The sequence below is a fragment of the Franzmannia qiaohouensis genome, assembly GCF_031451695.1.
Taxonomy (GTDB): Bacteria; Pseudomonadota; Gammaproteobacteria; order Pseudomonadales; family Halomonadaceae; genus Franzmannia; species Franzmannia qiaohouensis.
This window is the reverse complement of sequence record NZ_JARWAM010000009.1, coordinates 108,062-134,931: the sequence shown is the minus strand read 5'-3', so window position 1 is coordinate 134,931 and position 26,870 is coordinate 108,062. Positions and strand designations below refer to the sequence as shown.

General features: G+C 65.7%; 24 protein-coding genes. 11 read left to right on the top strand and 13 right to left on the bottom strand.

The window, feature by feature from the left end; translation table 11 throughout:
* Nucleotides 1-273 precede the first annotated feature (273 nt).
* From ubiE to tatC, 7 genes are read left to right on the top strand one after another with little or no spacing between them, the layout of a single operon-like run.
* A complete protein-coding gene (gene ubiE / locus QC821_RS13860; protein ID WP_309722555.1) occupies nucleotides 274-1,020 on the top strand; it encodes a bifunctional demethylmenaquinone methyltransferase/2-methoxy-6-polyprenyl-1,4-benzoquinol methylase UbiE in 747 nt (248 codons plus the stop codon).
* Nucleotides 1,020-1,646 (top strand): ubiquinone biosynthesis accessory factor UbiJ, encoded by a 627-nt coding sequence (locus tag QC821_RS13855; protein ID WP_309722785.1) that lies wholly within the window; start codon nucleotides 1,020-1,022, stop codon nucleotides 1,644-1,646. Before ubiE ends, QC821_RS13855 begins: the two co-directional genes overlap by 1 nt.
* The gene (gene ubiB, locus QC821_RS13850; RefSeq protein WP_309722553.1) at nucleotides 1,643-3,259 is read left to right on the top strand and encodes a ubiquinone biosynthesis regulatory protein kinase UbiB; all 1,617 of its coding nucleotides are present in this window, start codon (nucleotides 1,643-1,645) and stop codon (nucleotides 3,257-3,259) included. Before QC821_RS13855 ends, ubiB begins: the two co-directional genes overlap by 4 nt.
* A 34-nt stretch (nucleotides 3,260-3,293) precedes the next feature.
* On the top strand, nucleotides 3,294-3,635 hold the full coding sequence (locus QC821_RS13845; RefSeq protein WP_309722551.1) for a phosphoribosyl-ATP diphosphatase: 342 nt from the start codon (nucleotides 3,294-3,296) through the stop codon (nucleotides 3,633-3,635).
* A 36-nt stretch (nucleotides 3,636-3,671) separates the two neighbouring features.
* Nucleotides 3,672-3,944 carry a Sec-independent protein translocase subunit TatA gene (gene tatA / locus QC821_RS13840; protein WP_309722549.1) on the top strand — a complete coding sequence of 91 codons (273 nt, stop codon included), beginning with the start codon at nucleotides 3,672-3,674 and terminating at the stop codon, nucleotides 3,942-3,944.
* 6 nt (nucleotides 3,945-3,950) lie between these two features.
* Nucleotides 3,951-4,400 (top strand): Sec-independent protein translocase protein TatB, encoded by a 450-nt coding sequence (gene tatB / locus QC821_RS13835; RefSeq protein WP_309722548.1) that lies wholly within the window; start codon nucleotides 3,951-3,953, stop codon nucleotides 4,398-4,400.
* Nucleotides 4,397-5,173 (top strand): twin-arginine translocase subunit TatC, encoded by a 777-nt coding sequence (tatC, locus tag QC821_RS13830; RefSeq protein WP_309722546.1) that lies wholly within the window; start codon nucleotides 4,397-4,399, stop codon nucleotides 5,171-5,173. Before tatB ends, tatC begins: the two co-directional genes overlap by 4 nt.
* Nucleotides 5,174-5,205: 32 nt before the next feature.
* Here tatC and elbB read toward each other — a convergent pair whose 3' ends face one another.
* Complete coding sequence (elbB, locus tag QC821_RS13825) at nucleotides 5,206-5,868, bottom strand: isoprenoid biosynthesis glyoxalase ElbB (RefSeq protein WP_309722543.1); 663 nt, start codon at nucleotides 5,866-5,868, stop codon at nucleotides 5,206-5,208.
* Nucleotides 5,869-6,103: 235 nt separating this feature from the next.
* On the opposite strand from elbB, the gene hemB reads away from it, so the two are divergent.
* Both hemB and ppk1 read left to right on the top strand, forming a co-directional pair.
* Nucleotides 6,104-7,111, top strand: a complete 1,008-nt coding sequence (gene hemB / locus QC821_RS13820; protein WP_309722540.1) for a porphobilinogen synthase — start codon at nucleotides 6,104-6,106, stop codon at nucleotides 7,109-7,111.
* A 54-nt stretch (nucleotides 7,112-7,165) separates the two neighbouring features.
* On the top strand, nucleotides 7,166-9,355 hold the full coding sequence (ppk1, locus tag QC821_RS13815; RefSeq protein ID WP_309722537.1) for a polyphosphate kinase 1: 2,190 nt from the start codon (nucleotides 7,166-7,168) through the stop codon (nucleotides 9,353-9,355).
* 228 nt (nucleotides 9,356-9,583) lie between these two features.
* Here ppk1 and QC821_RS13810 read toward each other — a convergent pair whose 3' ends face one another.
* The 7 genes from QC821_RS13810 to rho form a co-directional block, all read right to left on the bottom strand.
* Nucleotides 9,584-10,096: a DUF3087 family protein gene (locus QC821_RS13810; protein ID WP_309722534.1), complete on the bottom strand. Its 513-nt coding sequence runs from the start codon at nucleotides 10,094-10,096 to the stop codon at nucleotides 9,584-9,586.
* A gap of 23 nt (nucleotides 10,097-10,119) precedes the next feature.
* Complete coding sequence (locus tag QC821_RS13805) at nucleotides 10,120-11,232, bottom strand: 3-deoxy-7-phosphoheptulonate synthase (RefSeq protein ID WP_309722532.1); 1,113 nt, start codon at nucleotides 11,230-11,232, stop codon at nucleotides 10,120-10,122.
* Nucleotides 11,233-11,680: 448 nt separating this feature from the next.
* Nucleotides 11,681-11,806 carry a hypothetical protein gene (locus tag QC821_RS13800; RefSeq protein WP_309722529.1) on the bottom strand — a complete coding sequence of 42 codons (126 nt, stop codon included), beginning with the start codon at nucleotides 11,804-11,806 and terminating at the stop codon, nucleotides 11,681-11,683.
* Between the two features lie 45 nt (nucleotides 11,807-11,851).
* Nucleotides 11,852-12,565: a dihydromonapterin reductase gene (folM, locus tag QC821_RS13795; RefSeq protein ID WP_309722527.1), complete on the bottom strand. Its 714-nt coding sequence runs from the start codon at nucleotides 12,563-12,565 to the stop codon at nucleotides 11,852-11,854.
* Nucleotides 12,562-13,347: an NAD(P)H-flavin reductase gene (locus QC821_RS13790; RefSeq protein WP_309722524.1), complete on the bottom strand. Its 786-nt coding sequence runs from the start codon at nucleotides 13,345-13,347 to the stop codon at nucleotides 12,562-12,564. Before QC821_RS13790 ends, folM begins: the two co-directional genes overlap by 4 nt.
* Nucleotides 13,344-14,846, bottom strand: a complete 1,503-nt coding sequence (gene ubiD / locus QC821_RS13785) for a 4-hydroxy-3-polyprenylbenzoate decarboxylase (RefSeq protein ID WP_309722521.1) — start codon at nucleotides 14,844-14,846, stop codon at nucleotides 13,344-13,346. The genes QC821_RS13790 and ubiD overlap by 4 nt, the downstream gene beginning before the upstream one ends.
* A 517-nt stretch (nucleotides 14,847-15,363) precedes the next feature.
* Nucleotides 15,364-16,623 (bottom strand): transcription termination factor Rho, encoded by a 1,260-nt coding sequence (rho, locus tag QC821_RS13780; protein WP_076746309.1) that lies wholly within the window; start codon nucleotides 16,621-16,623, stop codon nucleotides 15,364-15,366.
* A 429-nt stretch (nucleotides 16,624-17,052) separates the two neighbouring features.
* Between rho and ppx the strand changes: the two genes are divergently transcribed.
* On the top strand, nucleotides 17,053-18,594 hold the full coding sequence (gene ppx, locus QC821_RS13775; protein ID WP_309722518.1) for an exopolyphosphatase: 1,542 nt from the start codon (nucleotides 17,053-17,055) through the stop codon (nucleotides 18,592-18,594).
* On the opposite strand, the gene tilS is transcribed toward ppx, so the two are convergent.
* Nucleotides 18,560-19,858, bottom strand: coding sequence for a tRNA lysidine(34) synthetase TilS (gene tilS, locus QC821_RS13770; protein ID WP_309722515.1), 1,299 nt, complete (start codon nucleotides 19,856-19,858; stop codon nucleotides 18,560-18,562). The two genes, ppx and tilS, sit on opposite strands and share 35 nt — an antisense overlap.
* Nucleotides 19,859-20,103: 245 nt before the next feature.
* Nucleotides 20,104-21,057, bottom strand: coding sequence for an acetyl-CoA carboxylase carboxyl transferase subunit alpha (gene accA / locus QC821_RS13765; protein WP_309722512.1), 954 nt, complete (start codon nucleotides 21,055-21,057; stop codon nucleotides 20,104-20,106).
* A 43-nt stretch (nucleotides 21,058-21,100) separates the two neighbouring features.
* Here accA and QC821_RS13760 point away from each other — a divergent pair, with 43 nt between their 5' ends.
* The gene (locus QC821_RS13760; protein WP_309722509.1) at nucleotides 21,101-21,253 is read left to right on the top strand and encodes a hypothetical protein; all 153 of its coding nucleotides are present in this window, start codon (nucleotides 21,101-21,103) and stop codon (nucleotides 21,251-21,253) included.
* Between the two features lie 103 nt (nucleotides 21,254-21,356).
* On the opposite strand, the gene dnaE is transcribed toward QC821_RS13760, so the two are convergent.
* The 3 genes from dnaE to lpxB all read right to left on the bottom strand — a co-directional run bounded on the left by dnaE (nucleotide 21,357) and on the right by lpxB (nucleotide 26,864).
* Nucleotides 21,357-24,857: a DNA polymerase III subunit alpha gene (gene dnaE / locus QC821_RS13755; RefSeq protein ID WP_309722508.1), complete on the bottom strand. Its 3,501-nt coding sequence runs from the start codon at nucleotides 24,855-24,857 to the stop codon at nucleotides 21,357-21,359.
* A 196-nt stretch (nucleotides 24,858-25,053) separates the two neighbouring features.
* Entirely contained in the window at nucleotides 25,054-25,665 is a 612-nt protein-coding gene (rnhB, locus tag QC821_RS13750; RefSeq protein ID WP_309722505.1) for a ribonuclease HII, read from the bottom strand.
* A complete protein-coding gene (gene lpxB / locus QC821_RS13745) occupies nucleotides 25,662-26,864 on the bottom strand; it encodes a lipid-A-disaccharide synthase (RefSeq protein ID WP_309722502.1) in 1,203 nt (400 codons plus the stop codon). The genes rnhB and lpxB overlap by 4 nt, the downstream gene beginning before the upstream one ends.
* Nucleotides 26,865-26,870: the final 6 nt, after the last annotated feature.

Here is a 26,870-nt window from a genome sequence, read left to right as displayed (position 1 = left end):
CCTGAGCCACCTCAGTTGCTGCTAGCGAGGGACGCCGGGGGCAGGTCGAAGAGGAGGTTTGCGCCATGGATGGCGCAAGGTAGCGCCCAGGGATGGGTTTACAGCGCCTCCTCGCAGGCCTGCCGCCGGATCAGTCCCGAGCGGCGAGGCTATCTCGAATAACCCTGCCTGCGACCCCACCGCGCAGGACAACACCCTGGCCGGGGCGCTACAATATCGCCATTTGCTGACGTGCCCGCACGTCGGCGCGACGAATCCAGCCAGGGGCCATCCATGGACAAGCGCACCACCCATTTCGGCTATCAGGAAGTCCCCCTCGAGGAGAAGGCCTCCCGCGTCGCCGACGTCTTCCACTCGGTGGCGGCCCGCTACGACGTCATGAACGACCTGATGTCGCTGGGCATCCACCGCGTCTGGAAGCGCCTGACCATCGAGCGCGCCGGGGTGCGTCCCGGTCATAGCGTGCTCGACATCGCCGGCGGCACCGGCGACCTGACGCTCAAGTTCTCGCGCTTGGTAGGACCAAACGGGCGCGTGGTGCTGGCCGATATCAACGAATCGATGCTGCGCGTAGGCCGCGACAAGCTGCTCGACCAGGGCGTCGGCGGCAACGTCGAGTACGTCCAGGCCAACGCCGAGTGCCTGCCGTTCCCCGACAACAGCTTCGACTGCATCACCATCGCCTTCGGCCTGCGCAACGTCACCGACAAGGACGCCGCCCTGCGCTCCATGGCCCGCGTCCTCAAGCCCGGCGGCCGGCTACTGGTGCTGGAGTTCTCCAAGCCACCCAGCGCGCTGCTGTCCAAGGTATACGACGAATACTCCTTCCGCCTGCTGCCCAGGATGGGCGAGCTGGTCGCCAACGACGCCGACAGCTATCGCTACCTCGCCGAGTCGATCCGCATGCATCCGGACCAGGAGACGCTCAAGGCAATGATGGAAGCCGCCGGCCTCGAGCGGGTCGAGTACACCAACCTCACCGGCGGCATCGTCGCCCTGCACCGCGGCATCAAGCTGTGATGCTATTGGCCGGCCTCGAAGCGACCCTCAATGCCCTGCTGGCCCGCGACCCCGCGGCGCCGGCGCGGCTCGAGGCGCTGGCCGGCAAGCGGCTGGTGGTCAGCCTGGCCACCCCGCGACTCAGCCTGCTGCTGCAGGTGCACCCCCAGGGCCTGCACCTGCAGCGTGCCGACCACGACGATGCAGCCGATGCCGACGCGCGGCTCGAGCTCGACGCCGAGAGCCTCGGCGCCCTGCTCGGCGGCGAGTCCATCGAACGCCTGATGTTTCGGGGCCGCCTCTCCGTGCGCGGCAATCCGGCCCTGCTCGAAGCACTGCGCGACCTGCTCCTCGACCTCGGCGCCGACTGGGAGGGCGAGCTGGCGCGCCTGCTCGGCGACCAGCCGGCCCATCGGCTGGCCGAGGGCAGCCGCAGGCTAGGGCGCTTCGGCGCGCGCAGCGCCCAGCAGCTACGTGCCGATCTCAGTGAATACCTGTTCGAAGAGGCGCGCCTGTTTACCGGCCGCGGCCAGCAGGACGTGGCCCGTGACCTGCTCACAGAGCTCGAGCTTGGCAGCGACCGGCTGGCAGCGCGGATTGCGCGTCTCGAGCGACGCCTGGCCGCGCGGCGCGGAGGCACAGCATGAGGCTGCTGCGCATCCTGTGGGTGATCACCCGCTTCAGGCTGGATACGCTGATCCCGCTGGAGCGCCTGCCGTGGTGGCTGCGCCTGGCCTTCCGGCTTTCGCCGCTGCGGCTGGTGCCGATCGGCAGTCGCTCCCACGGCGAGCGGCTGCGCCTGGCGCTGGAAGCGCTGGGCCCGATCTTCGTTAAGTTTGGCCAGATGCTGTCGACCCGCCGCGACCTGCTGCCCCCCGACATCGCCGATGAACTCAAGCGCCTCCAGGACCAGGTGCCGCCGTTCCCCGGCGACGCGGCCGTGGCACTGGTCGAGGACGAGCTCGAGATGTCGCTGGCCGAGGCCTTTGCCAGCTTCGACACCACGCCGCTGGCCTCGGCCTCGATCGCCCAGGTCCACGCCGCCAGGCTGCACGGCGGTGAAGACGTGGTGGTCAAGATCATCCGCCCCGCCATCGACCGCGTGATGCGCCAGGACATGGCGCTGATGTACCGCGTGGCGCGGGTCCTGGCGCGGGTGCCCGAAGCGCGGCGGCTGCGCCCGGTGGAGGTGGTGCGCGACTACGAAGCGACGCTGTTCGACGAGCTCGACCTGCACAAGGAGGCCGCCAACACCTCGCAGCTCAAGCGCAACTTCAAGGACTCGCCGATACTCTACGTGCCGGCCATCCACTGGTCGCTGACGCGCACCCGGGTAATGGTCCAGGAGCGCATCCACGGCGTGCCGGTGGCCGATCTCGGCGCTCTAGAGGCCCAGGGCACCGACCTCAAGAAGCTCGCCGAACGCGGCGTGGAGATCTTCTTCACCCAGGTGTTTCGCGACAACTTCTTCCACGCCGACATGCACCCCGGCAATATCTTCGTGGCCCGCGACAACCCTCTGGACCCGCAGTATATCGCCATCGACTGCGGTATCGTCGGCAGCCTGACCCGCGAGGACCAGGACTACCTGGCGCGCAACCTGCTGGCCTTCTTCCACCAGGACTATTACGAGGTGGCGGCGCTGCACATCGAGTCGGGCTGGGTGGCCGAGGATACCCGCGCCAACGAGTTCGCCGCGGCGATCCGCGCGGTGTGCGAACCGATCCTCGAGAAACCGCTCAAGGACATCTCCTTCGGCCAGGTACTGCTGGGGCTGTTCCAGACCGCGCGACGCTTCAACATGGAGGTCCAGCCGCAGCTGGTGCTGCTGCAGAAGACCCTGCTCAATATCGAGGGCCTGGGCCGTCAGCTCTACCCCGACCTCGACCTGTGGAGCACCGCCAAGCCGTATCTGGAGCGCTGGATGAAGGAGCGCGCCGGCCCCAGCGGGCTGTGGGAGTCGCTCAAGCGCCAGGCGCCGGAGCTGACCCGCCAGCTGCCCGAACTGCCGGTACTCGCCCACCAGGCGCTGTCGCGGGCCGAGCTGGAGCGCCAGCAGCGTCGCCGTCAGGCCGAGTCGCTGGTCGGCATGCGCCGACAGCTCATCGCCAGCAGCCACGGCGCCCGCCGGCTGCGCCTTGGCGCGCTGCTGCTGGCCGCGGCGCTGGCCTGGCAGCCGCTGCTGAATTGGGCCGCTCAGCAGCCGTGGCCGGTGGTGGTGGCGGCGGCGCTGGGCGTGCTGCTACTCGCCTGGCATTGACCCCAACCCCCTTGCGACAGAGGATGATCTCCCTATGAGTGATATACTCGAGCGGCTCGCTGACGTGCTCGCCGAACGCCGCCACGCTGCCGCCGACAGCTCCTACGTGGCCGCCCTGCACCACAAGGGCCTGAACAAGATTCTCGAAAAGGTCGGCGAGGAAGCCACCGAGACGATTCTCGCCGCCAAGGACGCCGCTAGCGGCGTTGACAGTGACCGTCAGGCGGTAGTCGCCGAAACCGCCGACCTGTGGTTTCATAGCCTGGTGATGCTGTCGCACCTCGACATCGAGCATCAGGCGGTACTCGACGAGCTGGCACGTCGCTTCGGCACCTCCGGGCTGGATGAAAAAGCCGCCCGCACGCCGTCGCCCTGACCCGGCACGCATATTTCGATTAGTGGGAGACTCAACATGTTAGGTGGCATCAGTATCTGGCAGCTGTTAATCGTACTTGGCATCATCATCCTGGTGTTCGGCACCAAGAAGCTGCGCAATGTCGGCGGCGACCTGGGCGGCGCCGTCAAGGGCTTCAAGAAGGCCATGCACGAGGACGACAAGGACAAGGGCAAGGACGACGAGGCCGCCGACCAGCCCCAGGCCAAGGTCAGCCACGAAGAGGAAGCCGGCCACACCTACGACGTCCAGGCCGAGCACAAGACCGAAGACCAGGAAGAGCGCAAGTAATCGCCCATGTTGGATATCGGCTTTCTCGAGTTACTGCTCATCGGTATCGTTGGCCTGCTGGTGCTGGGCCCCGAACGCTTGCCCAAGGCGGCACGCACCCTGGGACTATGGATCGGCAAGATCAAGCGCACCGTGTCAGGCATGCAGCGTGAGATCAACGCCCAACTTGAGGCCGAAGAACTGCGCCAAAAACTCAACGACCAGCAGAAGAAACTCGACGAGAGCCTGGGCCGTGTCAAGCGTGACGTCGAGCGCTACGCCGAGCCCGATCACGATACGTCGCCCAAGGGTGACGCTCAGGGCAGCCCTGCTGACGCTGACCGTGAAGAGACACCGCCTGCCGCCAGCGAGCGCTTGGACAAGGCGCTGGCAAGCAAGGCAAGGCGCGAGTCGGCGACGCCCGAGCAGGCAGCCCCATCATCGCCCCCCAGTGACAAGGATTCGCCCTCCCGATGAGCGACGACGGCTCTCGCAACAATCAGCGCGATAAGCAGGATGAAGCGTCCCAGGCCCCACTGATCGAGCACCTCATCGAGCTGCGCTCACGGCTGATGCGCTCGGTGGTGGTGATCCTGGTGATCTTCCTCGGCCTCTATGCCTTCGCCAACGATATCTACATCTTCGTCGCCCAGCCGTTGATGGACATGCTGCCGGAAGGCTCGCAGATGATCGCCACCGAGGTCGCCTCGCCGTTTCTGGCACCTTTCAAGCTGACCCTGGTGGTGGCGGTGTTCATCGCCGTGCCGTTCGTGTTGCATCAGGCCTGGGCGTTCATCGCACCGGGGCTCTACGACAACGAGAAGAGCCTGGCGATTCCGATCCTCGCCTCCAGCGTGGCACTGTTCTATGCTGGCGCGGCCTTCGCCTACTACGTGGTATTTCCTCTGCTGTTCCAGTTCTTCACCCAGACCGGGCCAGAGAACGTCGCGGTGATGACCGACATCAACGCCTACCTCAACTTCGTACTCAAGCTGTTCTTCGCCTTTGGCGTGGCCTTCGAGATACCCATCGCCACCTTCCTGCTGATCTACTCCGGCGCCACCAGCGTCGAGAGCCTGTCGCAGAAGCGGCCCTATATCTTTCTGGGCTGCTTCGTCATCGGCATGCTGCTGACGCCACCAGACATCATCTCCCAGAGCCTGCTGGCGGTGCCCATGTATCTGCTCTACGAGGTGGGGATGCTGTTTGGCCGCCTGGCGCAGCGCAAGAAGCGCGAGCAAGAGGAGTAGCAGCGAGCGGCCAGGCGCTCGCTGCCCGGCGTTTATCGATCGATCAGCTCATCGATGCGATCCACCAGCTTGAAGATCCCGCTAGCCGCTTCGCTGATCCGCTCGGCGAGCATATAGGCCGGGGTGGTGACGATGCGGTGCTCGAAGTCGACCACGATATCGTCGACCTTGCAGCCACGATGCAGCCCGCCCATGGCACTGATCGCTCCGGAGACCGCCGGGTCGTGCCCAATCGTCACCGCGATGCCTTCGCCAAACAGCCGCGGCACCAGCACCGGCGCGATGCACATCAGGCCGATCGGCTTGCGCGCCTCATGAAAGGCCACCAGCGGCGCCGCAACGGCGTCCAGCACCTGCATGTCGCTGCCGGCAACGGCAAAGTCACTCAACGTCTTGGCTACCCCGAAGCCACCGGGCAGGATCACCGCATCGAAGGCCTGAGGGTCAAGCTCGGCGAGCTCACTGATTTCGCCCCGCGCCAGGCGCGCCGATTCGGTCAGCGCATTACGCGCCTCATCGGGTACCGGTTCACCATGCCGATGGTCGATGACATGGTGCTGGACGATATCCGGGGCGAAACAGCGATAGCCGATTCCCAGTTGATCGAGACGCAACAGGGTCAGGGTGGTTTCATAGATCTCGGCGCCATCCTGGACACCGCAGCCCGACAGAATGACCGCTACCTGCTTGCTCATACTGCACTCCTTGTGACCGAGATGCTGCCGCCCGGCAGCAGGAACCCCTCACTGTAGCCCATCTGCTACCCAGCGTCTGCGCCCGAGGCACTCCCCCAGTTAGGCGGCACTGATATACTCAGGACATCGCCGGATAGCGTATCCGGCCACATTCACGCGCAGCCGCCGTCATCATTTGGTCATCTAAGCGACCGATACTGAAGCAGCGGTCACGCTTAACGACCGGAGAATTTCCTTGAGCCTCAACACATCTCGACAGTTTCCCGCCTTGCGTATGCGGCGCATGCGCAAGGACGACTTCTCGCGCCGCATGATGCGCGAGTCGACGCTGACCCCCGCCGACCTGATCTGGCCGGTATTCGTGCTCGAGGGCAGCGGCCGCCGCGAGGCAGTACCGTCGATGCCTGGCGTCGAGCGGCTGTCGCTGGACCTGTTGATCGAGGAGGCCCGCGAAGCCTTCGAGTTGGGCATCCCGGCGCTGGCACTGTTTCCGGTGGTAGACGCCGAGCTCAAGAGCGAGCTGGCCGAGGAGGCCTACAGCGCCAACGGCCTGGTCCAGCGCAGCGTGCGCGAGCTCAAGGCGGCCCTGCCCGAGCTCGGCGTGATCACCGACGTGGCCCTCGACCCCTACACCAGCCACGGCCAGGACGGGATCCTCGACGAGACGGGCTACGTGCATAACGATCGCACCGTGGAAACCCTGCTCAAGCAGGCGCTGTCTCACGCCGAAGCCGGCGCCGATGTGGTGGCTCCTTCGGACATGATGGACGGGCGTATTGGCGCAATTCGCGGCGTGCTCGAGCAGGAGCACCTGCACAATACCCGCATCATGGCCTACAGCGCCAAGTATGCTTCGAGCTACTACGGGCCATTTCGCGATGCGGTGGGCTCGGCTGGCAACCTGGGCAAAGCGGACAAGTCCACTTACCAGATGGACCCCGCCAACGGCGACGAGGCGCTCCACGAGGTGGCCTTGGATATTGCCGAGGGCGCCGACATGGTGATGGTCAAGCCGGGCATGCCGTACCTCGACGTGGTGCGGCGAGTCAAGGATGAACTCAGGGTACCGACCTTCGCCTATCAGGTCAGCGGCGAGTACGCCATGCATATGGCGGCCTTCGAGCAGGGCTGGCTCGACGCCGACAAGGTGATGCTCGAGTCGCTGATGTGCTTCAAGCGCGCCGGCGCCGACGGCGTACTGACCTACTTTGCCAAGCGAGCGGCGCGGCTGCTCGCTCACTAACCGGAAGGGCCAGCGCGGGCATGGCGTGGCCTTTCCTCTGCCTCTGGAGGCAAGATGGAAGAGCCGCGCGGCCTATCAAATTCCCCCCAGTCACCGCCGCACGCGGAGACAGAGACACCGCCGCTGCGGGTCAACCGCACCCGCACAGGCGTACGCGCCAAGACGGATCCGTCGGCGCTCAATCTCGACGATCCGTCGCTCTATCTGAACCGCGAACTGTCGCACCTGCAGTTCAATATCCGGGTGCTGGAACAGGCCCTGGATGACTCGCATCCGCTACTTAACAGGCTGATGTTCCTGCTGATCTTCTCCTCCAACCTCGATGAATTCTTCGAGATTCGGGTCGCCGGCCTCAAACATCAGCTGGCGCTGGGCAACGACAGTACCGGCGCCGACGGCATGCTGCCGCGCCAAGTGCTCGGCGAGATCTCGCGCACCGCCCATGAGCAGGTCGATCGCCAGTACCGGCTGCTCAACGAGGTACTGATCCCGGCGCTAGAGGAGCAGCACCTGCGTTTTCGCCGCCGCGACCAGTGGACGCCGGCTCAACAAGCCTGGGTGCGCGACTATTTCGACGACGAGATCATGCCGGTGATCAGCCCCATCGGCCTGGATCCGTCGCACCCCTTCCCACGACTGGTCAACAAGAGCCTCAACTTCATCGTCGAACTGGAGGGCAAGGACGCCTTCGGTCGCGAAGGAGGTCTGGCGATCCTACCCGCACCGCGCTCGCTACCACGGCTGATCGCACTGCCCGCCTCGTGCTGCGCCGACGGCTATAGTGAGTATGTATTCCTGTCGTCGATGATTCACGCCCATGCTCACGAGGTGTTCCCCGGCATGCAGGTGCGCGGCTGTTACCAGTTCCGCCTGACTCGTAACGCCGACCTTTCCGTCGACCCCGAGGCAGTTTCCGACCTGGCCTCGGCGCTGCGTGGCGAACTTCTGGCACGCCGCTACGGCAGCGGCGTGCGCCTGGAGGTCGCCGACAACTGCCCCGAGGCACTGGCCAACTTCCTTCTCAAGCAGTTCGAACTCGAGCAGAGCGATCTCTACCGCGTTCAGGGGCCGGTCAACCTGACTCGCATGATGGCGGTACTGGCCGACGTCGAGCGTCCGGAGCTGCGCTACCGCCCGTTTACACCGGGGCTGCCCAAGACACTCAAGAAGCACGACTCGCTGTTCGAGGCGATCAAGGATGGAGACATCCTGCTGCACCACCCCTTCCACGCCTTCTCACCGGTGGAGGATCTGCTCGCCGAAGCGGCCCGCGACCCCGCCGTGCTGGCCATCAAGCAGACCCTCTACCGCACCGGCGCCGAGTCACAGATCGTCTCGGCGCTGGTCGAGGCGGCCCGCGGAGGCAAGGAGGTCACGGTGGTGATCGAGCTGCGCGCACGCTTCGATGAGGCCGACAACCTGGCGCTGGCATCGCGCCTCCAGGAAGCCGGTGCCATCGTGATCTACGGTGTGATGGCTTACAAGACCCATGCCAAGCTGATGCATATCGTGCGCCGCGAACGCGGCGAGCTGCGCTATTACGCTCACCTCGGTACTGGCAACTACCACTCCGGTACCGCCAAGCTCTACACCGACTACAGCCTGATGACCGCCCACGAGGTACTCTGCGAGGACGTGCACAAGGTCTTCCAGCAGCTGTCGGGCATGGGCAAGGCGCGCCATATCGAGCATCTACTGCACGCTCCCTTCACCCTGCATGAGCAGATGGTGGCAATGATCGACCGTGAAGCCGCCCACGCCGCGGCCGGCCGTCGGGCGCACCTGATCATCAAGTGCAACTCACTCACCGAGCCCAAGCTCATTCGTGCGCTGTATCGCGCTTCCCACGCCGGGGTGGAGTGCGATCTGATCATTCGCGGGATGTGCTGCCTGCGCCCCGGCGTGCCGGGGATCTCGGACAATATCCGGGTGCGCTCGATCATCGGCCGCTTCCTCGAGCACACCCGGGTATTCTACTTCCACAACGACGCCAGTCCTGAGGTGTGGGCCTCCAGCGCCGACTTTATGGAGCGCAACATGTTCCATCGCGTCGAGACCTGCTTCCCGATCCTCGACCGCAAGCTGGCCGCCCGGGTACGCAAGGACCTCGAGACCTACCTGGTCGACAATTGCCAGAGCTGGCTGCTCGACAGCGACGGCGGCTATACCAAGCGAGAACTGGGCGACACCGCGCCGATCAGCGCCCAGGAGACGTTGCTCTACGCCTACGCCAGCAAGACCTGATACGCTGAGGGCTATCCGATCGAGGGACGCTGGCGGTAGGTCGTAGAGGAGGTTCTACGCCATGGGTGAGGAGCACTGCTCCGAACGGGCTGGCCATGGATGGCCAGCACCGGCCCTGCAAGCGGAGCAGGATGCGAGAGCGCAGCAGGGCGTAGGTAGCGCCCAAGGATAGGTTTACAGCGCCTCCTCGAAGGCCTACCGGCAGATCAGTCCCGACGTCGAGACAACTTAGCCGCGTTTGAAGGCGGCCAGATCCTCAGTGTCGTAGCCGTCGACTTCGAGTGGCAGTCCTAGACGCTCACGCTGCTCGAGTAGCTGCTGGCGCTCGGCGATCAGTTCGCTGTCATCGTCCAGGGTACGCCCGTTGAGCTCGGCGAGCTGCGCCATGCCCTGGTGATAGAAGCTCAGAATCCCCAACGCCACATGGTTGTGCTCCGCGACGCCGCGGCGTAGCGCCGGCAGGTAGCCGCTGACCCGTGACAGGTGATGCTTGAGCTGCCACACGTAGCGCATCTCCTGCATCCACGGCCGCTCGCGCAGCGCCGCGAACACCAGGCTGGTGGCGACCAGCCCGAGCAGCACTCCCAGGGCGTTGAGCCACAGGCTGGAGCCGAAGGTACGGGTCAGCAGCTGCGCGAACAGCATGCCCAGTACGATCAACTGAGCCGCCATGGCCACGCTAATCAGGCGTGCCTTGCGGCGATACACCTCGGGTTCATGGGATTCGAAACGAAACTTCATCGACAGGCGTTCCTTGAATAGCGTTAACGCAAGCGCTCGGCGGCCAGACTCACCAGATGCTCGGTGGTCTCCCAGCCGATGCAGGCATCGGTGACCGAGACGCCGTAGCGCATAGCGCCTGGCTTGAGCGGCTGACGGCCTTCGAAAAGCTGGCTCTCCAGCATCACGCCACAAAGCGCCGTCTCGCCGGCCAAGCGCTGATCCAGCACGTCGAGCAGCACCTCGCTCTGGCGGCGATGGTCCTTGCGCGAATTGGCGTGGCTGCAGTCTACCATCAGCCGCGGCGTCAGGCCCGCCGCCTCCAGGGCGCGGCGGGTCGCCGCCACGTGCTCGGCCTGGTAGTTGGGCTCGCCATGGCCACCGCGCAGCACCACATGCGTGTGCCGATTGCCCGGGGTATGCTGCAGGCATGGCGCCCCCGAGGCGGAAAGCGCGGGGTAGCGATGGCCATGGGCGGCCGCCTGGATGGCATCGATAGCCACCTGGGTACCACCATCGGTGGCGTTCTTGAAGCCCACCGCCGCCGCCAGCCCGCTGGCCAGCTCGCGGTGCACCTGGGATTCGGTGGTACGCGCACCGATCGCCGTCCACGCCAGCAGATCATCGAGATAACTGGCGACCATCGGTTGCAGCAGCTCGGTGGCAACCGGCAGCCCCAGGCCAATCACGTCGCGCATCAGCGCCCGCGACTGGGCGAGGCCATGGGCCATATCGTCGCTGCCGTCGAGGTGCGGATCGTAGGCCAGCCCCTTCCAGCCTACCGTGGTACGCGGCTTCTCGACATACACGCGCATCACCAGCAGCAATTGGTCCTCGACCTGGCGTGCCAGCACGCTGAGGTTCTCGGCGTATTCTCGGGCCGCCTTGGGGTCATGTACCGAACAGGGCCCTACGACCACCAGCAGGCGGTCGTCGCGTCCATCGAGAATCGCCTTGACCTCCTCGCGCTGGGTGGCGACTCGTTGGCGCAGTTCGCCATCGAGGGGTAGCTGCTGGCGCAGCGCCTGGGGAGTGGGCAGCGGCGTGGCGGCCTCGATAGCGGGTTCGGCGAGCCCTGTGGCGGGGGCGGCATCGCTGGGGGTAGGCTTGAGCAGGGTGATGGTCATGGCGGTTACCTCGTGCAGGGTGTCGAACATCGGGTCGAATGGCCACCGATGATCTCCCGGCCGGAGGTGGCGAGCTGAGCCGACCGGACGCCGCTAAATCGCCAGCTGCCATAGCCACGGTAGTAAGCGGTGCATGACAGCAGAGGGAAGGCGATACGGTCGAACATGGTCGGGCTCCTCGTTAAACATGATGTCAAAAACAAAACCCCCGGTCGGGTTGCCGACCGGGGGTTCTGAGAGATGGTGGAGGCAACCCGTGTGGGGTGTGCCTGGCGATGGGTCAGCGCGACCGCATCGCCGGCACACCGGCGCTAAACCAATACCAATAGCCGCCCACCCAGGACCGCGCAGCAACGACGATGGCGGGCATCGCGTTGGCGCTGGTGAATTGGCGGTGGCTAACGGTCATGGTTCGCTCCGAGTGTGCAGTGGTCTCTATCCTACCGCGCTGAGTGCGCTTGGCAAGTATTCAGTCGCCTCAACCGAGCAATTGGATTATGCCGATGGTGGCCGGCAGGGCACTCATGGCCACCAGCACCACCAGGCCGATGGTGATCGCCAGCAGGCCGCTATCGTCTTTGAAGTTGGGGTCCTGTTCCGCCATAGCTCTCTCCTGACCATGTTGGGCGAATGCTGAATAGGCGCCATTCTAGCGCAGGTGACGCCCGCCATCGACCGGCAGCGTAATGCCGGTGACATAGCGGTTGTCGAGCAGGTAGCGCAGGCTCTGGTAGATCACCCCGGGGCCGGGGATCATCTGCATCGCCGACTTGGCCTTGACCTTCTCGATATAGGCCTCGTCATCACCCTCGTTGAGCATGATCAGCGCCGGGGCAATGGCATTGACCTGGATCTCCGGGGCATACATGGCCGCAAACGACAGCGTCAGGTTATCGAGGCCGGCCTTGGTGGCAGCGTAGGCGGCATGCTTCTTCGAGCCCTTGTGCACCACGTAGTCGGTGATATGCACGATATCGCGCTGCGGCTCAGTGCAGGCGGTGAGCAGCTCGCGGCAGTGCAGGTTGATCAGGTAAGGGGCCTGCATATGCACCCGGAATAGCCGCTCGAAGGTCGCCCCGGCGTCGCTGTCGAGGCTATCCGGCGCCCAGTCGCTGGCATTGTGAACGATCGCCCGCAGCGAAGAGGTCGTCGCCTTGAGTCGCTCGATAAAGTCGAGAATGCCCGCCTCGCTGGAGAAGTCCGCGGCCAGCGTGGTCACCCCACGCTCGCGCAGCGTCTCGAGTTCGGAGCGTTCACGACGATAGCTGATGATCAGCTCGTGACCATCGTCGAGCAACCGCTCGGCACAGTGGCGGCCGAGGCGCTGGGCGCCACCGGTGATCAGGATCGGCGAGGCGCTCACTTCAAGGCCTCCCGCTGCTTAACCAAGCTGCCCACGGTGGGCACCAGGGGGTCTCGCGGCGCATAGGCAAAAACGTCGGAGAACACCCGCGAGGCATCGAGCCCCAGCGAAGCGAGTACGTCGACGCAGGCGTAGACCATCCCCGGCGAGCCGGACAGATAGACGTCGTGACCCGATACATCCTTGAGCGTGCTGCCGAGTACCGCGTCGACGCGTCCCAGATGACCGCTGACGCCTTCACCATCGAACGGCTCCTCGGGGACGATCTCGCTGACCGCATGGAAACGGACCCCAGGATACTGGGCGGCCCACTCGCGAGGCAGCCGCTCGAGGTAGAGGTCGCGGCGCTCGCGGGCCGCCCACCATAGATCGATCTCGCGCGTCGGGTCGGCGACCAGCGCCGCCTCGACGATCGCCTTCATCTGGGCGAAGCCGGTACCGGCGGCAACCAGCAGCAGTGGGCGTTCGCTATCCGGGTCGAGTACGCAGTCACCGCCAGGCAGGCGCAGGGTCAGGCGACTGGCCTCCTGCATCAGCTCACGCAGGCGCGCAGAGTTCTCGCGCTCCGGCCAGTGCTGAATATGCAGCTCGATCAGGCCGTCACCGCGATGGGCATTGGCTATCGAGAACGGCACCCAGGTGTCATCGTCGAGCTGTAGCTCGAGATACTGCCCCGGCGCGTGGGCAACCGCCTCGGCGCGGCCCGCCAGGCTCACGCGAAAGACATCGGGAGTGAGGTTCTCGACCTCGTCGACCAGGCAGGTCAGGGTGCGTGCCGTCATGGCGTCCTCTTGTCTGTGGTGGCATCGCCCGGGAGCGGAATGCCAAGCGAGTCCCAGCGCGCGGTCACCGACTGCTTGATGCCTTCGTCCATGACGATCGGCGTACCCCACTCACGATCGGTCTCGCCGGGCCATTTGCTGGTGGCATCGAGTCCCATCTTGGAGCCGAGGCCAGCGACCGGCGAAGCAAAGTCGAGATAGTCGATGGGGGTATTTTCGACCAGTACGGTGTCCCGCGCCGGGTCCATGCGTGTAGTGATCGCCCAGATCACATCCTTCCAGTCTCGGGCGCTGACGTCATCATCGAGCACCACCACGAACTTGGTGTACATGAACTGGCGCAAGAAGCTCCACACCCCCATCATCACGCGCTTGGCGTGGCCGGGGTACTGCTTCTTCATGGTCACCACCGCCATGCGGTAGGAGCAGCCCTCCGGGGGCAGATAGAAGTCGACGATCTCGGGGAACTGCTTGCGCAGGATCGGCACGAAGACTTCATTCAGCGCCAGCCCAAGGATCGCCGGTTCGTCCGGCGGTCGGCCGGTGTAGGTCGAGTGATAGATGGCATCACGGCGCATGGTCATGCGCTCGACGCTGAAGACCGGGAAGTGCTCGACCTCGTTGTAGTAGCCGGTGTGATCGCCGTAGGGCCCCTCGGGGGCCATGTCGTCGGGGTAGATATAGCCCTCGAGGATCACTTCTGCCGAGGCCGGCACCTCGAGGTCGGCGTGGCCGCACTTGATCAACTCGGTGCGCGAGCCCCGCAGGAGGCCGGCGAAGGCGTACTCGGAGAGCGAATCCGGCACCGGCGTGACCGCACCGAGGATGGTCGCCGGATCGGCGCCCAGCGCCACCGCCACCGGGAACGGCTGGCCGGGGTTGGCCTTCTGGAACTCCTGGAAATCCAGCGCCCCGCCGCGGTGGGAGAGCCAGCGCATGATCAGCCGGTTCTTGCCCAGCTTCTGCTGGCGGTAGATGCCCAGGTTCTGGCGCTTCTTGTGCGGCCCGCGGGTCACCACCAGCGCCCAGGTCACCAGCGGTGCGGCGTCCCCCGGCCAGCAGTGCTGGATCGGCAGGCGGTCGAGATCCACCGCATCGCCTTCGAGGATCACCTCCTGCACCGGCGAGGAGCGCACCACCTTGGGCCCCATGCTCATCACCTGCTTGAAGATCGGCAGCTTGCTCCAGGCATCGCGCATGCCCTTGGGCGGGTCCGGCTCCTTGAGGAAGGCCAGCAGCTTGCCGACCTCGCTGAGCGCCTCCACCGAGTCCTCACCCATGCCCAGCGCGACCCGATGCGGGGTGCCGAACAGGTTGCCGAGCAGCGGCATGTCATAGCCCTTGACGTTCTCGAACAGCAGCGCCGGCCCGCCGGCGCGCAGGGTGCGATCGCAGATCTCGGTGATCTCGAGGTAGGGGTCGACCTCGGCGGTGACCCTCACCAGCTCGCCACGCGCCTCGAGCGCCGCGATGAAGTCGCGCAGGTCCTTGTACTTCATAGGCTTCCTGTTTCAAAAACGACGAAAGGGGCAGCATAGCATGCCACCCCTTCTCTTCGCCGCCGGCCAAGTCGTCCTTTACCACGGCCAACTCGGCCTATGCCCGCGGCTAATCCGTTGACAGGCCTGCGAGGAGGCGCTGTAAACCATCCCTGGGCGCTACCTACCTTGCGCCCTGCTACGCTCCCGCATCCTGCTCCGCTTACAGGACCGGTGCTGGCCATCCATGGCCAGCCCGTTCGGAGCAGTGCTCCTCACCCATGGCGTAGAACCTCCTCGTAAACCTGTCGCCGGCGCCGCTCGCCTCGGTGGCCGAGGGATGCTGTTGCATGAACTCCTCGTAGCGGCGCCGGGGGGAGGTGCAAGCGAAGCTCATTTTTCAGGGATGAAAAATGGAGCGCCCAGGGAAGGGTTCACAGCGTCTTCGCGAGCCGCCTCCCGCCGGATTAGCCGCGGTGAAGATGGCAACGAGCTATTCGAAGACGCGGCGTTTCCCAGCGACTTTAGCGGGCCAACATTAACGCCGCTTCATGGCCTCGAAGAACTCGATGTTAGTCTTGGTATCCTTGAGCCGGTCGATCAGGAACTCGGTGGCGCCCATATCATCCATCGGATTGAGCAGCTTGCGCAGGATCCACATACGCTGCATCTCGTCCTCGGAGGCCAGCAGGTCCTCGCGGCGGGTACCGCTGCGGCGAATGTTGATCGCCGGATAGACGCGCTTCTCGGCCAGCTTGCGGTCGAGGTGCGCCTCCATGTTGCCGGTGCCCTTGAACTCCTCGAAGATCACCTCGTCCATCTTCGAGCCGGTATCGACCAGTGCGGTGGCAATGATGGTCAGGCTGCCACCCTCCTCGATGTTACGCGCGGCACCGAAGAAACGCTTGGGCTTCTCCAGGGCATGGGCGTCGACACCACCGGTGAGCACCTTGCCGGAGCTGGGTACCACGGTGTTGTAGGCCCGCGCCAGACGGGTGATGGAGTCAAGCAGGATCACCACGTCCTTCTTGTGCTCGACCAGCCGCTTGGCCTTCTCGATCACCATCTCGGCGACCTGCACATGACGCGCCGGCGGCTCGTCGAAGGTCGAGGCGACCACCTCGCCGCGCACCGTGCGCGACATCTCAGTGACCTCTTCGGGGCGCTCGTCGATCAGCAGCACGATCAGGTGACACTCGGGATTGTTGCGCGTAATCGAGGTGGCGATGTTCTGCAGCATCAGCGTCTTACCGGCCTTGGGCGGCGAGACGATCAGGCCGCGCTGGCCCTTGCCGATGGGCGCGGTGAGGTCGATGATGCGCGCCGTCAGATCCTCGGTGGAGCCGTTGCCGATCTCCATCACCATACGCTCGTCCGGGAACAGCGGGGTGAGGTTCTCGAACAGGATCTTGTGCTTGGCGTTTTCCGGCTTGTCGAAGTTGATCTGATTGACCTTCAACAGCGCAAAGTAGCGCTCACCCTCCTTGGGCGGACGAATCTTGCCGGAGATGGAGTCGCCCTTGCGCAGGTTGAAGCGTCGAATCTGCGACGGCGAGACATAGATGTCATCGGGCCCGGCCAGATAAGAGCTGTCGGCGCTACGCAGGAAGCCGAAACCGTCCTGGAGTATCTCCAGTACGCCATCGCCATAAATGTCTTCGCCGCTCTTGGCATGCTTCTTGAGGATGGCAAAGATGATGTCTTGCTTGCGTGACCGTGCGAGGTTGTCGGCACCCATTTCCTGGGCGATTTCCAACAGTTCGGGCACGGTCTTTTGCTTGAGTTCGGTAAGATTCATCGGTTTGTTCAGAAATTGCTCGTGTCAGCGGGGCGATATAAGACGCCGGAATAAGACAGGAAGCGGTGACGAAACGCCGCGTGGTGCGTTCAGGGCCCGGCGGGCATTCACTCGAAGACATTCGCCAATCGATGTTTCCGTCAAGAAACGACAGAAACGATATGGCAAGCGCGAGGGAAGCGATGTTCTTGTCGCCTGATTAACGGCTCGGTAAGTGAAACACTTTCCGGCACGGAATCAGCGGGCTGTCTGACGACTTGGAGTTGACCGCGACGCGGTCGGGAAGTATTCGGAACAGGCGAACGATTCGATGTTAGACAAGCCGGACGGTAAACGCAAGCCCCTGTGTCGTCTTGCATCTTCGCCGGCGGATTGACAACCACCAGAGGGCACCGCAACCTTGGACGATGCAGATGCAAGGATCTCTACATGCCCTCTGATTCGGCCACGCGCAGGATGCCCAGCGCCGGTGACGCCCCCCGCCGGCTCGCCGCCATCGACCTCGGTTCCAACAGTTTCCATCTGCTGGTCGCCAACTACCAGGGCGGCCAGCTTCAGGTGGTCGCCAAACTCGGCGAGAAGGTCCAGCTCGCCGCTGGCCTCGATGATGACGACCGACTAAGTGAGGCGGCCATGCAGCGTGCCCTCGACTGCCTGGCACGTTTTGCGCCGTTCATCGGCGACACCCCGGCAGAGCAGTTGAGGATCGTTGGCACCAACGCCTTGCGTGCCGCCAGTAACAGCCGCGAGTTCATCGACCGCGCCGAGGCCCAGCTCGGCCACGGCATCGAGATCATCGCCGGGCGCGAGGAGGCTCGTCTGATCTACCTGGGCGCCGCCCATGCCTTGGCAGAGGTACATGGTCGACGCCTGATCATCGATATCGGTGGAGGCTCCACCGAGTACATCATCGGCGAAAACTTCGCCCCACTGGCGCTGGAAAGCCTACACATGGGCTGCGTCACCTACACCCGGCGCTTCTTCGGCGACGGAGAGCTCAGCGAAAAGCGCTTTCGTCGTGCCGAGCTGGCAGCGCTCTCGGAGCTGGCCAACATTCGCCGCGCCTACCGCGAGCTGGGCTGGGCCGATCCGGTTGGCTCCAGCGGCACCGTAAAGGCCGCCGCCGCCGTGCTGTCGGCGGCCGGCGAGTGCCCGGAAGGCGTCATCGAGCGCGAGGCGCTGTTCGCTCTGCGCAAGCGATTAATCAAGTGCAAACGTCTCGACCAGGTGGCCATGGAGGGGCTCAAGGAGGATCGCGCCACGGTGTTTCCTGCCGGGGTCGCAATCCTCTGCGCAACTTTCGAGGCCTTCGACCTGACACAGATGCGCTTCGCCGACGGCGCACTGCGCGAAGGCGTGCTCTACGATCTCGCCGGCCGCAACACCGCCGAAGACTCGCGGCGCCAGTCGCTGGCGACCCTGCGGCAGCGTTATGGAGTCGACCACGATCAGGCGCAGCGCGTGGCGATCAGCGCCCAAGCGCTGTTCGAGCAGGTCAGCGAGAACTGGACGCTAGCCGACGAACAAGGGCAATTTCTCTACTGGGCGGCTCAGCTCCACGAGATCGGCCTGGCCATTTCGCACAGCCAGTTCCACCGCCATGGCGCCTACCTGCTCGACCACTCCGACCTACCCGGCTTTTCGCGCCCCGAGCAACAGGCGTTGGCGTTCCTGGTGCGCGCCCACCGCCGCAAGTTTCCGCTTAAGGAGCTCGACGGCCTGCCACCGGCGCTGCAGCGCCCCTATTCGCGTCTTGCCCGCCTGCTAAGGCTGGCAGTGCTGCTCAACCACTCGCGCCCCGAAGCCCCGGCCAGCGGCGTCGAGCTGGTCGCCAAGGGTGACGACCTGATCCTAACCCTGCACCAACCACTGGACGATGCCGCCCTGCTGGTCACCGACCTCGAGCAGGAGGTCGAGTACCAGGCCGCGGCGGGCTTTAGCCTGAGCCTGGTGCTACCGGCGACGTCTTAAATACCCAGCCCGGCGCGCATGGCACCGCGGCGCGCCCCGTTTCATCGAGTACCGCCACCACCTGCTCGCCACACCACACCACCAGTAGCCGCTGGCGCCGCCACGGCGGCACTCCGGCTTCCTGCAGCAGCCGTTTCAGGTCACGACTACCGCGCTGAGGCTGCTGTAGCCGTTCGCCCCCCTGGCGGGCACTCACTCTCAGCGTTACTGGCTCGCCACCCTCAGGTTCAAGCACGCTGGCGAGCTGTCCCAGCGGCGTATCCAGTGGTTGACGACCATCCCATTCTACCCTCCAGCCGTCGGGCAGTACCGGCGCCGGCCCCAGCAGATAAAGCCTCCCACGCCAGCAGCGCGCCTCAGCGCCCGACCACGCCACACACACCTCGGCGTCGTCACGGCTGGCGAGCTGTTCAAGCAGCGTTGCCAAGCGCGCCGCTGGCGGCGTCGGCAGCCCTAGCCGCTGACAGCAGTGGCGAATCAGCAGCCGCTGTCGGGGCGCCGATAGCGCCACCAGCGGCGTGATCGGCAGTTGCTCCGCCACGCCCCCGAGTGCCGCCAGATCGAGCGACGCCAACTCCTCGAGCAGCGAGTCGGCTTCACCGGCCAGCTGGGCGGAACGCGCCAGCGACGCCATCGCCTGCGGCCAGCGCGCTTCGAGCAGCGGCATCAGCGTCTGGCGCAGGCGATTACGGTCGAGGCCGATATCAACGTTGCTGGGGTCCTCGACCCAGTCGAGCGCCAACTGACCAGCGGCCTCCTCGAAGTCGGCCCGGCTCACGCCTAATAGTGGCCGCTGCAGGTCGCGCCCCTGCCAGTCGCGGCTGGCTGGCATGCCGGCCAGCCCACGCACGCCGCTGCCGCGCAGTCCGGCGAGCAGGAAGGTCTCGGCCTGGTCGTCGCGGTGCTGGGCCAGCCACAGCGTCTCGCCCTCGCCCACGCAGCGGGCAAAAGCCGCATAGCGGGCCTCGCGGGCGGCACCCTCCAGCCCCCGACCGGCATCCAGCGCGACGCTGACCCGCTCGACGCACAGCGGCACCCCCAGCTGCGCGCAGAGCTGGCGGCAGTGGCATTCGAAATCGTCGGCGGCGGGCTGCAGGCCGTGGTGGACATGCAGGGCGTACAGCGGGCGGGGATAGCGGCGACAGGCATCGGCGGCCAGGGTCAGCAGCAGCGAGGAGTCGAGCCCGCCGGACAGCGCAACCCAGACAGCACGCCCCGGCGGAGTCTCCGCCAGGGCGCGATCAATCGTAGCTTGCAGGGACATCAAGCACCCTCCAGCCTAGTGAGGCCGCTTCGAGCGCAGTCCCAGTCGAGCAGTTTCCTGATCGGAATAGAGGCGTTACGAGCGAAGCCAAGGCTAGGCCCGTTCCCTACGGGCCAACGCACTTCCCACATCCCTGTGGGTCGCAAGGCGGAAAAGACCGAAGCAGCGGAGTTTACGGGGTTGTAAATGAGCATGCTGAGATCTTTTCCAACGCCGTATTGGCGAGCGCAGTAGCCTCTAACCGATCAGGCTGGGGCGCCGTAGCTCATTAGGCGCTGATACCGCCGCTCCAGCAGCGCATCGATATCCATGCTCTGCAGGCGCTCCAGGCTGCCCTGCAGGGCTTCCTTGACCCGATTGGCGGTGGTCCGGGGATGGCGATGGGCGCCACCCAGCGGCTCGGGAATCAGGGTGTCGACGAAGCCCAGCTCCTTGAGGCGCTCGGCGGTGATACCCATGGCATGAGCAGCGTCAGAGGCTTTCTCGGCGCTCTTCCACAGGATCGAGGCGCAGCCCTCGGGGGAGATCACCGAATAGGTAGAGTACTGCAGCATCGCCAGCTCGTCGCACACGCCAATGGCCAGCGCGCCGCCGGAGCCGCCCTCGCCGACCACGGTGGCAATGATCGGTGTCTTGAGCCGCGACATCACTGCCAGGTTGTAGGCGATGGCCTCGGACTGGCCGCGCTCTTCGGCATCGATGCCCGGGTAGGCGCCGGGGGTGTCGATAAAGGTCAGCACCGGCATCTTGAAGCGCTCGGCCATCTCCATCAGGCGACACGCCTTACGGTATCCTTCGGGGCGCGGCATGCCGAAGTTGCGGCGCACCTTCTCCTTGACGTCACGGCCCTTCTGATGGCCGATCACCATCACCGGCTTGTCGTCGAGGCGCGCGACGCCGCCGACGATGGCGGCGTCGTCGGCGAAGTGCCGGTCGCCGTGGAGTTCATCGAAGTCGGTAAAGACGTGCTCGAGGTAGTCGAGGGTGTAGGGGCGCTGGGGGTGGCGCGACAGCTGCGAGACCTGCCAGGCGCTGAGGTCCTTGAAGATCGACTCGGTAAGCTTCTTGCTCTTCTCCTCGAGCTTGGCTACCTCTTCGCTGATGTTGATCTTGCTGTCGTTGCCGACCAGTCGCAGCTCTTCGATCTTGGCCTGCAGTTCGGCGATGGGCTGTTCGAAATCGAGATAGTTGGGATTCATAGTGGCTAAGCCGCCTTGTCATTGCTGTCGCCGGGGAGGGTGAATGGTGCTTGCCCCGGCAGCCATAAAGTCGAATGTCGGGCATTATCGCACCCTCAACGCGCTGCGCAAGGCAGGGGACGAGGAGTTCCTGCGTGCCAAGGGGCGCCGGGGACAGGTCGAAGAGGAGGTTTGCGCCATGGATGGCGCAAGGTAGCGCCCAGGGATGGGTTTACAGCGCCTCCTCGTAGGCCTGTCGCCGGCACAGCCCCGATGCCGGCGCGCCTCGTTTGCCCCGCGCAAGTATCCGTCATCGCTGCCTAGCGATATTTCAAGCGCACACCGTCCTGCCCCTCGACCTCGCGCAGGGCGATCAGCAGCTCGTCGCTGGGCGCCACCTTCCACTCCTCGGCCAGTTCCAGCCAGCCGCTGGCGTCCTGATTGCGGTACTTGAGCCGCACCGGCAGGCCGCTGGCATCGCGGTGCGGGGTGAGGCTGTCGCGCAGGCTGGCCACCATGCGGCCGTTGGCGCGGGCACCGTCCAGCGAGACTTCCACCGCCTGGCCGAACTTGCTGCGCGCCTCGACCATCGGCGTGATCTCCTTGCCGCGCAGGCGCAAGCCGCCGGAGTAGTCGTCGCTCGACACCTCACCCTCGACGATCAGGACCTGGTCGGCGTCGAGGCGACCGCGCAGCTGGTCAAACAGCTCGCCGAACAGCGAGGCCTCGATGCGCCCGGTACGGTCGTCGAGGGTGACGAAGGCCATGGTGTCGCCGCGCTTGGACTTCATGGTACGCATCCCCACCACCAGGCCGGCGACGCGCTGCGGCTCTCGCGACGGCTTGAGGTCGCTGATGCGCGTCGAGACAAAGCGCTTGAGCTCCTGCTCGTACTCGTCGATGGGGTGGCCGGTGAGGTACAGCCCCAGGGTGTCCTTCTCGCCGGCCAGGCGCTCCTTGTCGGTCCACTCCCGGGCGGCGCGATAGTCGGCATAGGCGTCGCCGGCCTCCTCGTCGACGAAGGCCTCGCCGAACATGTCGATCATGCCCAGGTTCTGGTTGCTGAGGTTCTGGGCAGCGGCCTTGAGCGCTGCCTCGAGTGCCGCGCTCAGTACGGCGCGACTGGGGCCGAGGTTATCCAGCGCCCCGGAGCGGATCAGCGCCTCGAGAGTGCGCTTGTTCATGCGCTTGGGGTCGACCCGGCGGCAGAAGTCGAACAGGTCCTTGAAGGGCCCGTCGGCCTCGCGGGCCTCGACGATGGCACCGATCGGCCCCTCGCCGACGCCGCGAATCGCCCCCAGGCCGTAGACCACGCGGCCCTCGGTATCCACGGTGAACTTGTAGCCGCCGACGTTGACGTCCGGCGGGGTCACGGTGAGCTTGAGGTTGCGGCACTCCTCGATCAGCGGCACCACCTTGTCGAGGTTGTCCATCTCGGTGGACATCACCGCCGCCATGAAGGGCCCGGGGTAGTGCGCTTTCAGCCATGCCGTTTGATAGGAGACCAGACCGTAGGCCGCCGAGTGCGACTTGTTGAAGCCGTAGCCGGCGAACTTCTCCACCAGGTCGAAGATATTGCCGGCCAGCTCCTTGTCGATCCCGTTGGCCGCACAGCCCTCCATAAAGCCGGCGCGCTGCTTGGCCATCTCCTCGGGCTTCTTCTTGCCCATGGCACGGCGCAGCATATCGGCCTGACCCAGGCTGTAGCCCGCCAGCACCTGGGCGATCTGCATCACCTGCTCCTGGTAGAGGATGATGCCGTAGGTGGGCTCGAGCACCGTTTTCAGCCACTCGTGCTGGTAGTCCGGGTGCGGGTAGGAGATCTCGGCGCGGCCGTGCTTACGGTTGATGAAGTCATCGACCATGCCCGACTGCAGCGGCCCCGGGCGGAACAGTGCGACCAGGGCGATCATGTCCTCCAGCGAATCGGGCAGCAGGCGCTTGATCAGCTCCTTCATGCCGCGGGATTCGAGCTGGAACACCGCGGTGGTCTCGGCGCGCTTGAGCATCTCGAAGGTCGGCGCATCGTCGAGGGGGATGGTGTCGATGTCGAGCGGGCCTTCGCCCTTGACGGCGCGCACCTTGTCGACCATCTCCAGCGCCCAGTCGATGATGGTCAGGGTGCGCAGGCCGAGGAAGTCGAACTTGACCAGCCCGGCCTCCTCGATGTCGTTCTTGTCGAACTGCACCACCAGGCCATTGCCCTCCTCGTCGCACAGCAGCGGCGAGAAGTCGGTGAGCTTGGTGGGGGCGATCACCACCCCGCCGGCGTGCTTGCCGGTGCCGCGGGTGATGCCCTCGAGCTTGAGCGCCATTTCCCAGATCTCGGCGGCCTCGTCGTCGTTCTCGACGAACTCCTTGAGCGCCGGCTCGGCCTCGATGGCCTTGGCCAGGGTCATGCCGACCTCGAAGGGGATCAGCTTGGAGAGCTTGTCGCCCAGCGAGTAGGGCCGCCCCTGGGCACGCGCCACGTCGCGGACCACCGCCTTGGCGGCCATGGTGCCGAAGGTAACGATCTGCGACACCGCGTTGCGACCGTAGCGCTCGGCCACGTAGTCGATCACCCGGTCGCGCTTCTCCATGCAGAAGTCGACGTCGAAGTCGGGCATCGAGACACGCTCGGGGTTGAGGAAGCGCTCGAACAGCAGGTCGTACTCCAGCGGGTCGAGATCGGTGATCTTCTGCGCGTAGGCCACCAGCGAGCCCGCCCCCGAGCCGCGCCCCGGGCCCACCGGCACGTCGTTGTCCTTGGCCCACTGGATGAAGTCCATCACGATCAGGAAGTAGCCGGGGAAGCCCATCTGGATGATGATGTTCAACTCGAAATCGAGTCGCTCGCGATAGCGCTGGTCGATCTCGGCATACTCGGCGCCGTCGCGCGGGTAGCGCTCGGCCGGGTAGAGGAAGTCGAGGCGCTCGGTGAGGCCATCGTGGGAGATCTTGCGGAAGAACTCGTCCTGGGTCATGCCCTCGGGGATCTCGAACTCCGGCAGGAAGATCTCGCCCAGGCGTACGTCGACGTTGCAGCGCGCCGCAATCAGCACGCTGTTCTCCAGCGCCTCGGGAATGTCGGCGAACAGTTCGGCCATCTCCGCCGGGCTCTTGAGGTACTGCTCCTCGCTGTAGCGGCGCTCACGGCGGCGGTCGTCGAGCGCCTTGCCCTCGCCGATGGCGACCCGGGTCTCGTGGGCCCAGAACTCTTCGCGATCGAGGAAGCGTACGTCGTTGGTGGCCACCACCGGGGTGCCGCTCTGCTCGGCCAGGGCCACCGAGAGGTGCAGGCACTCCTCCTCGTACTGGCGCGAGGTGCGGGTCAGCTCGAGGTAGAAGCGCCCCGGAAAGTGGGAGTTCCACTCGTCGAGCAACCCGCGGGCCTCGTCGGGGTGGTCGGCCAGCAGGTGGCGGCCGATCTCGCCCTCGCGGCCGCCGGAGAGGACGATGAGCCCCTCGCTCTGTTCGAACACCCAGGCCTTGTCGAGAATCGCCAGCCCCTGGCGCTGGCCGTCGGTCCAGCCGCGGGAGATGAGCTCGGTAAGGTTGCGGTAGCCGACGTCGTTCATGGCCAGCAGCGTCAGCCGATAGGGGTGGCCGGCGTCGTGGGGGTTATGCAGCCACAGGTCGCTGCCGATGATCGGCTTGAGGCCAGCGCCCTGGGCCGCCTTGTAGGCCTTGACCAGGCCAAACAGGTTGGCTTCGTCGGTGATCGACACGGCCGGCATGCCGCGCTCGGCGGTGGCCTTGACCAGCGGCTTGAGGCGCACCAGGCCATCGACCAGGGAGTACTCGGTGTGAACGCGAAGATGAACGAAGGGCGTGGTCATGGTGGACTCAAGATTTGGCGATAAGTGGTACGGGTAACGGTGCTCGGGCCGATCTGGCGCTTATGTATGCTGCCTGCTCGGCGCTGATCCGGCGCTTGCCTATGCGGCCCGCTCGGCGCTGATCCAACGACTGTGAGACCGGCCCCGCTCGGGCTGATCCGGCGCTCCTCGCTACGATATCGGGAGCCTGACCTTGCTAAAACAACGCCAGCTGGCGCTTGACCGGGCCGAAGGAGCGGCGGTGTTCGGGCAGCGCGCCGAGGCGCTCCAGGGCCGCCAGATGCTCGCGGGTCGGGTAGCCCTTGTGGCGAGCAAAACCGTAGTCGGGATGCCGGGCATCCAGCGCCGCCATGTCGGCGTCCCGGGCGACCTTGGCGAGTATCGAGGCGGCGGCGATGGCCGGATGGCGGGCATCGCCCTTGACCACCGCCTGGCCAGGAACATGATGCCCGGGCAGGCGATTGCCGTCCACCAGCAGGTATTCGGCGGCCGGCGCCAGGGCGTCGATGGCGCGGCGCATGGCCAGATGGGTGGCGTGGTAGATATTGAGTTCGTCGATTTCCTCAGCGCTGGCCTCGGCCACCGCGAAGGCCAGCGCCCATTCACGGATCTCGGCGTCCAACGCCTCGCGGCGTTTGGCGCTGAGCGCCTTGGAGTCGTTGAGCCCCTCAACCGGGCGCGCCGGATCGAGAATCACCGCCGCCGCCACCACGCTGCCGACCAGCGGCCCGCGCCCCACCTCGTCGACCCCGGCCAGGCGCTCGCCGCGGTAGTCGACCACCAGCGGCGGCAGCGTCGCCTTCTTCACGACGGCACCTCGGCGATGGCCTCCGGGGCCACGCTGTCAGGCAGCGGGTCGCCGGCGATCAGCGCTGCGATGGCGTCCACCGCCCGCTCGCTGGCGCCGCGCTGGAGTCCGGCGTGCATCTCGGCGAAACGTGACTCGAGGGTTGCGCGCCCCGCGGCGTCGGCGAGCATCGCATCGAGGCTGGAGGCGATCGCCTCGGGGCTGGCGGCGTCCTGGATCAGCTCGGGCACCAGCGCTTCCCCGGCGATCAGGTTGGGCAGCGAGATCCACTCGGTCTTGACCAGGCGCTTGGCCAGCCAGTGGGTGGCCGGTGCCATCTTGTAGGCCACCAGCATCGGTCGGTGGCACAGCATCGCCTCAAGCGCCGCAGTGCCCGAGGCCAGCAGCACGGCATCCGCCGCCACCATGGCCTCGCGGGAGCAGCCGTCGAGCAGGGTCAGGCGTGCGGCCAGCGCCGGGCGTTCGTCGAGCAGCGCGGCGAGCTCGCGGCGCCGCTGCGGGGTCGCCGCCGGCACCACCAGGTGCAGCGCCGGCCGCGCCTGGCAGAGGCGCTCGGCAGCATCGAGAAAGGTGGCACCGAGGAAACGGATCTCGTTGGCCCGCGAGCCGGGCAGCAGCGCCAGCAGCTCGCCGTCTTCACGCAGACCGAGCTCGCGGCGCATCGCCGCGCGATCGGTCTCCAGCGGCATGTCGTCGGCCAGCGGGTGGCCGACGAAGGCCACCGGTACGCGATGGCGAACATAGAAGGCCGCCTCGAAGGGCAGGAAGGTGAGCATGGCATCCACCGACTTGGCGATGCCCTTGACCCGGCCCTGGCGCCAGGCCCATACCGAGGGACTGACATAGTGGGCGGTGGTGATACCGGCCTCGCGCAGCTGGCGCTCGAGGCCCAGGTTGAAGTCCGGCGCGTCGATGCCGAGCATGATGTCCGGCTGCCAGGCCAGCGCATCGCGCCTCAGCTCGCGGCGCACGCCGATCAGCCGCGGCAGGTGCTTGAGCACCTCGACCAGGCCCATGACCGAGAGGGTCTCCAGCGGGTAGCGGCTATCGATGCCCTCGGCCAGCATGCGCGGACCGCCGATGCCGCGAAAGGCCACACCGGGATAGCGCGCCTTGAGCGCACGCATCAGGCTGGCACCGAGGATATCGCCGGACAGCTCGCCGGCGACCAGGTAGACCTTGAGCGCGGTGCCGTCCATAAACGC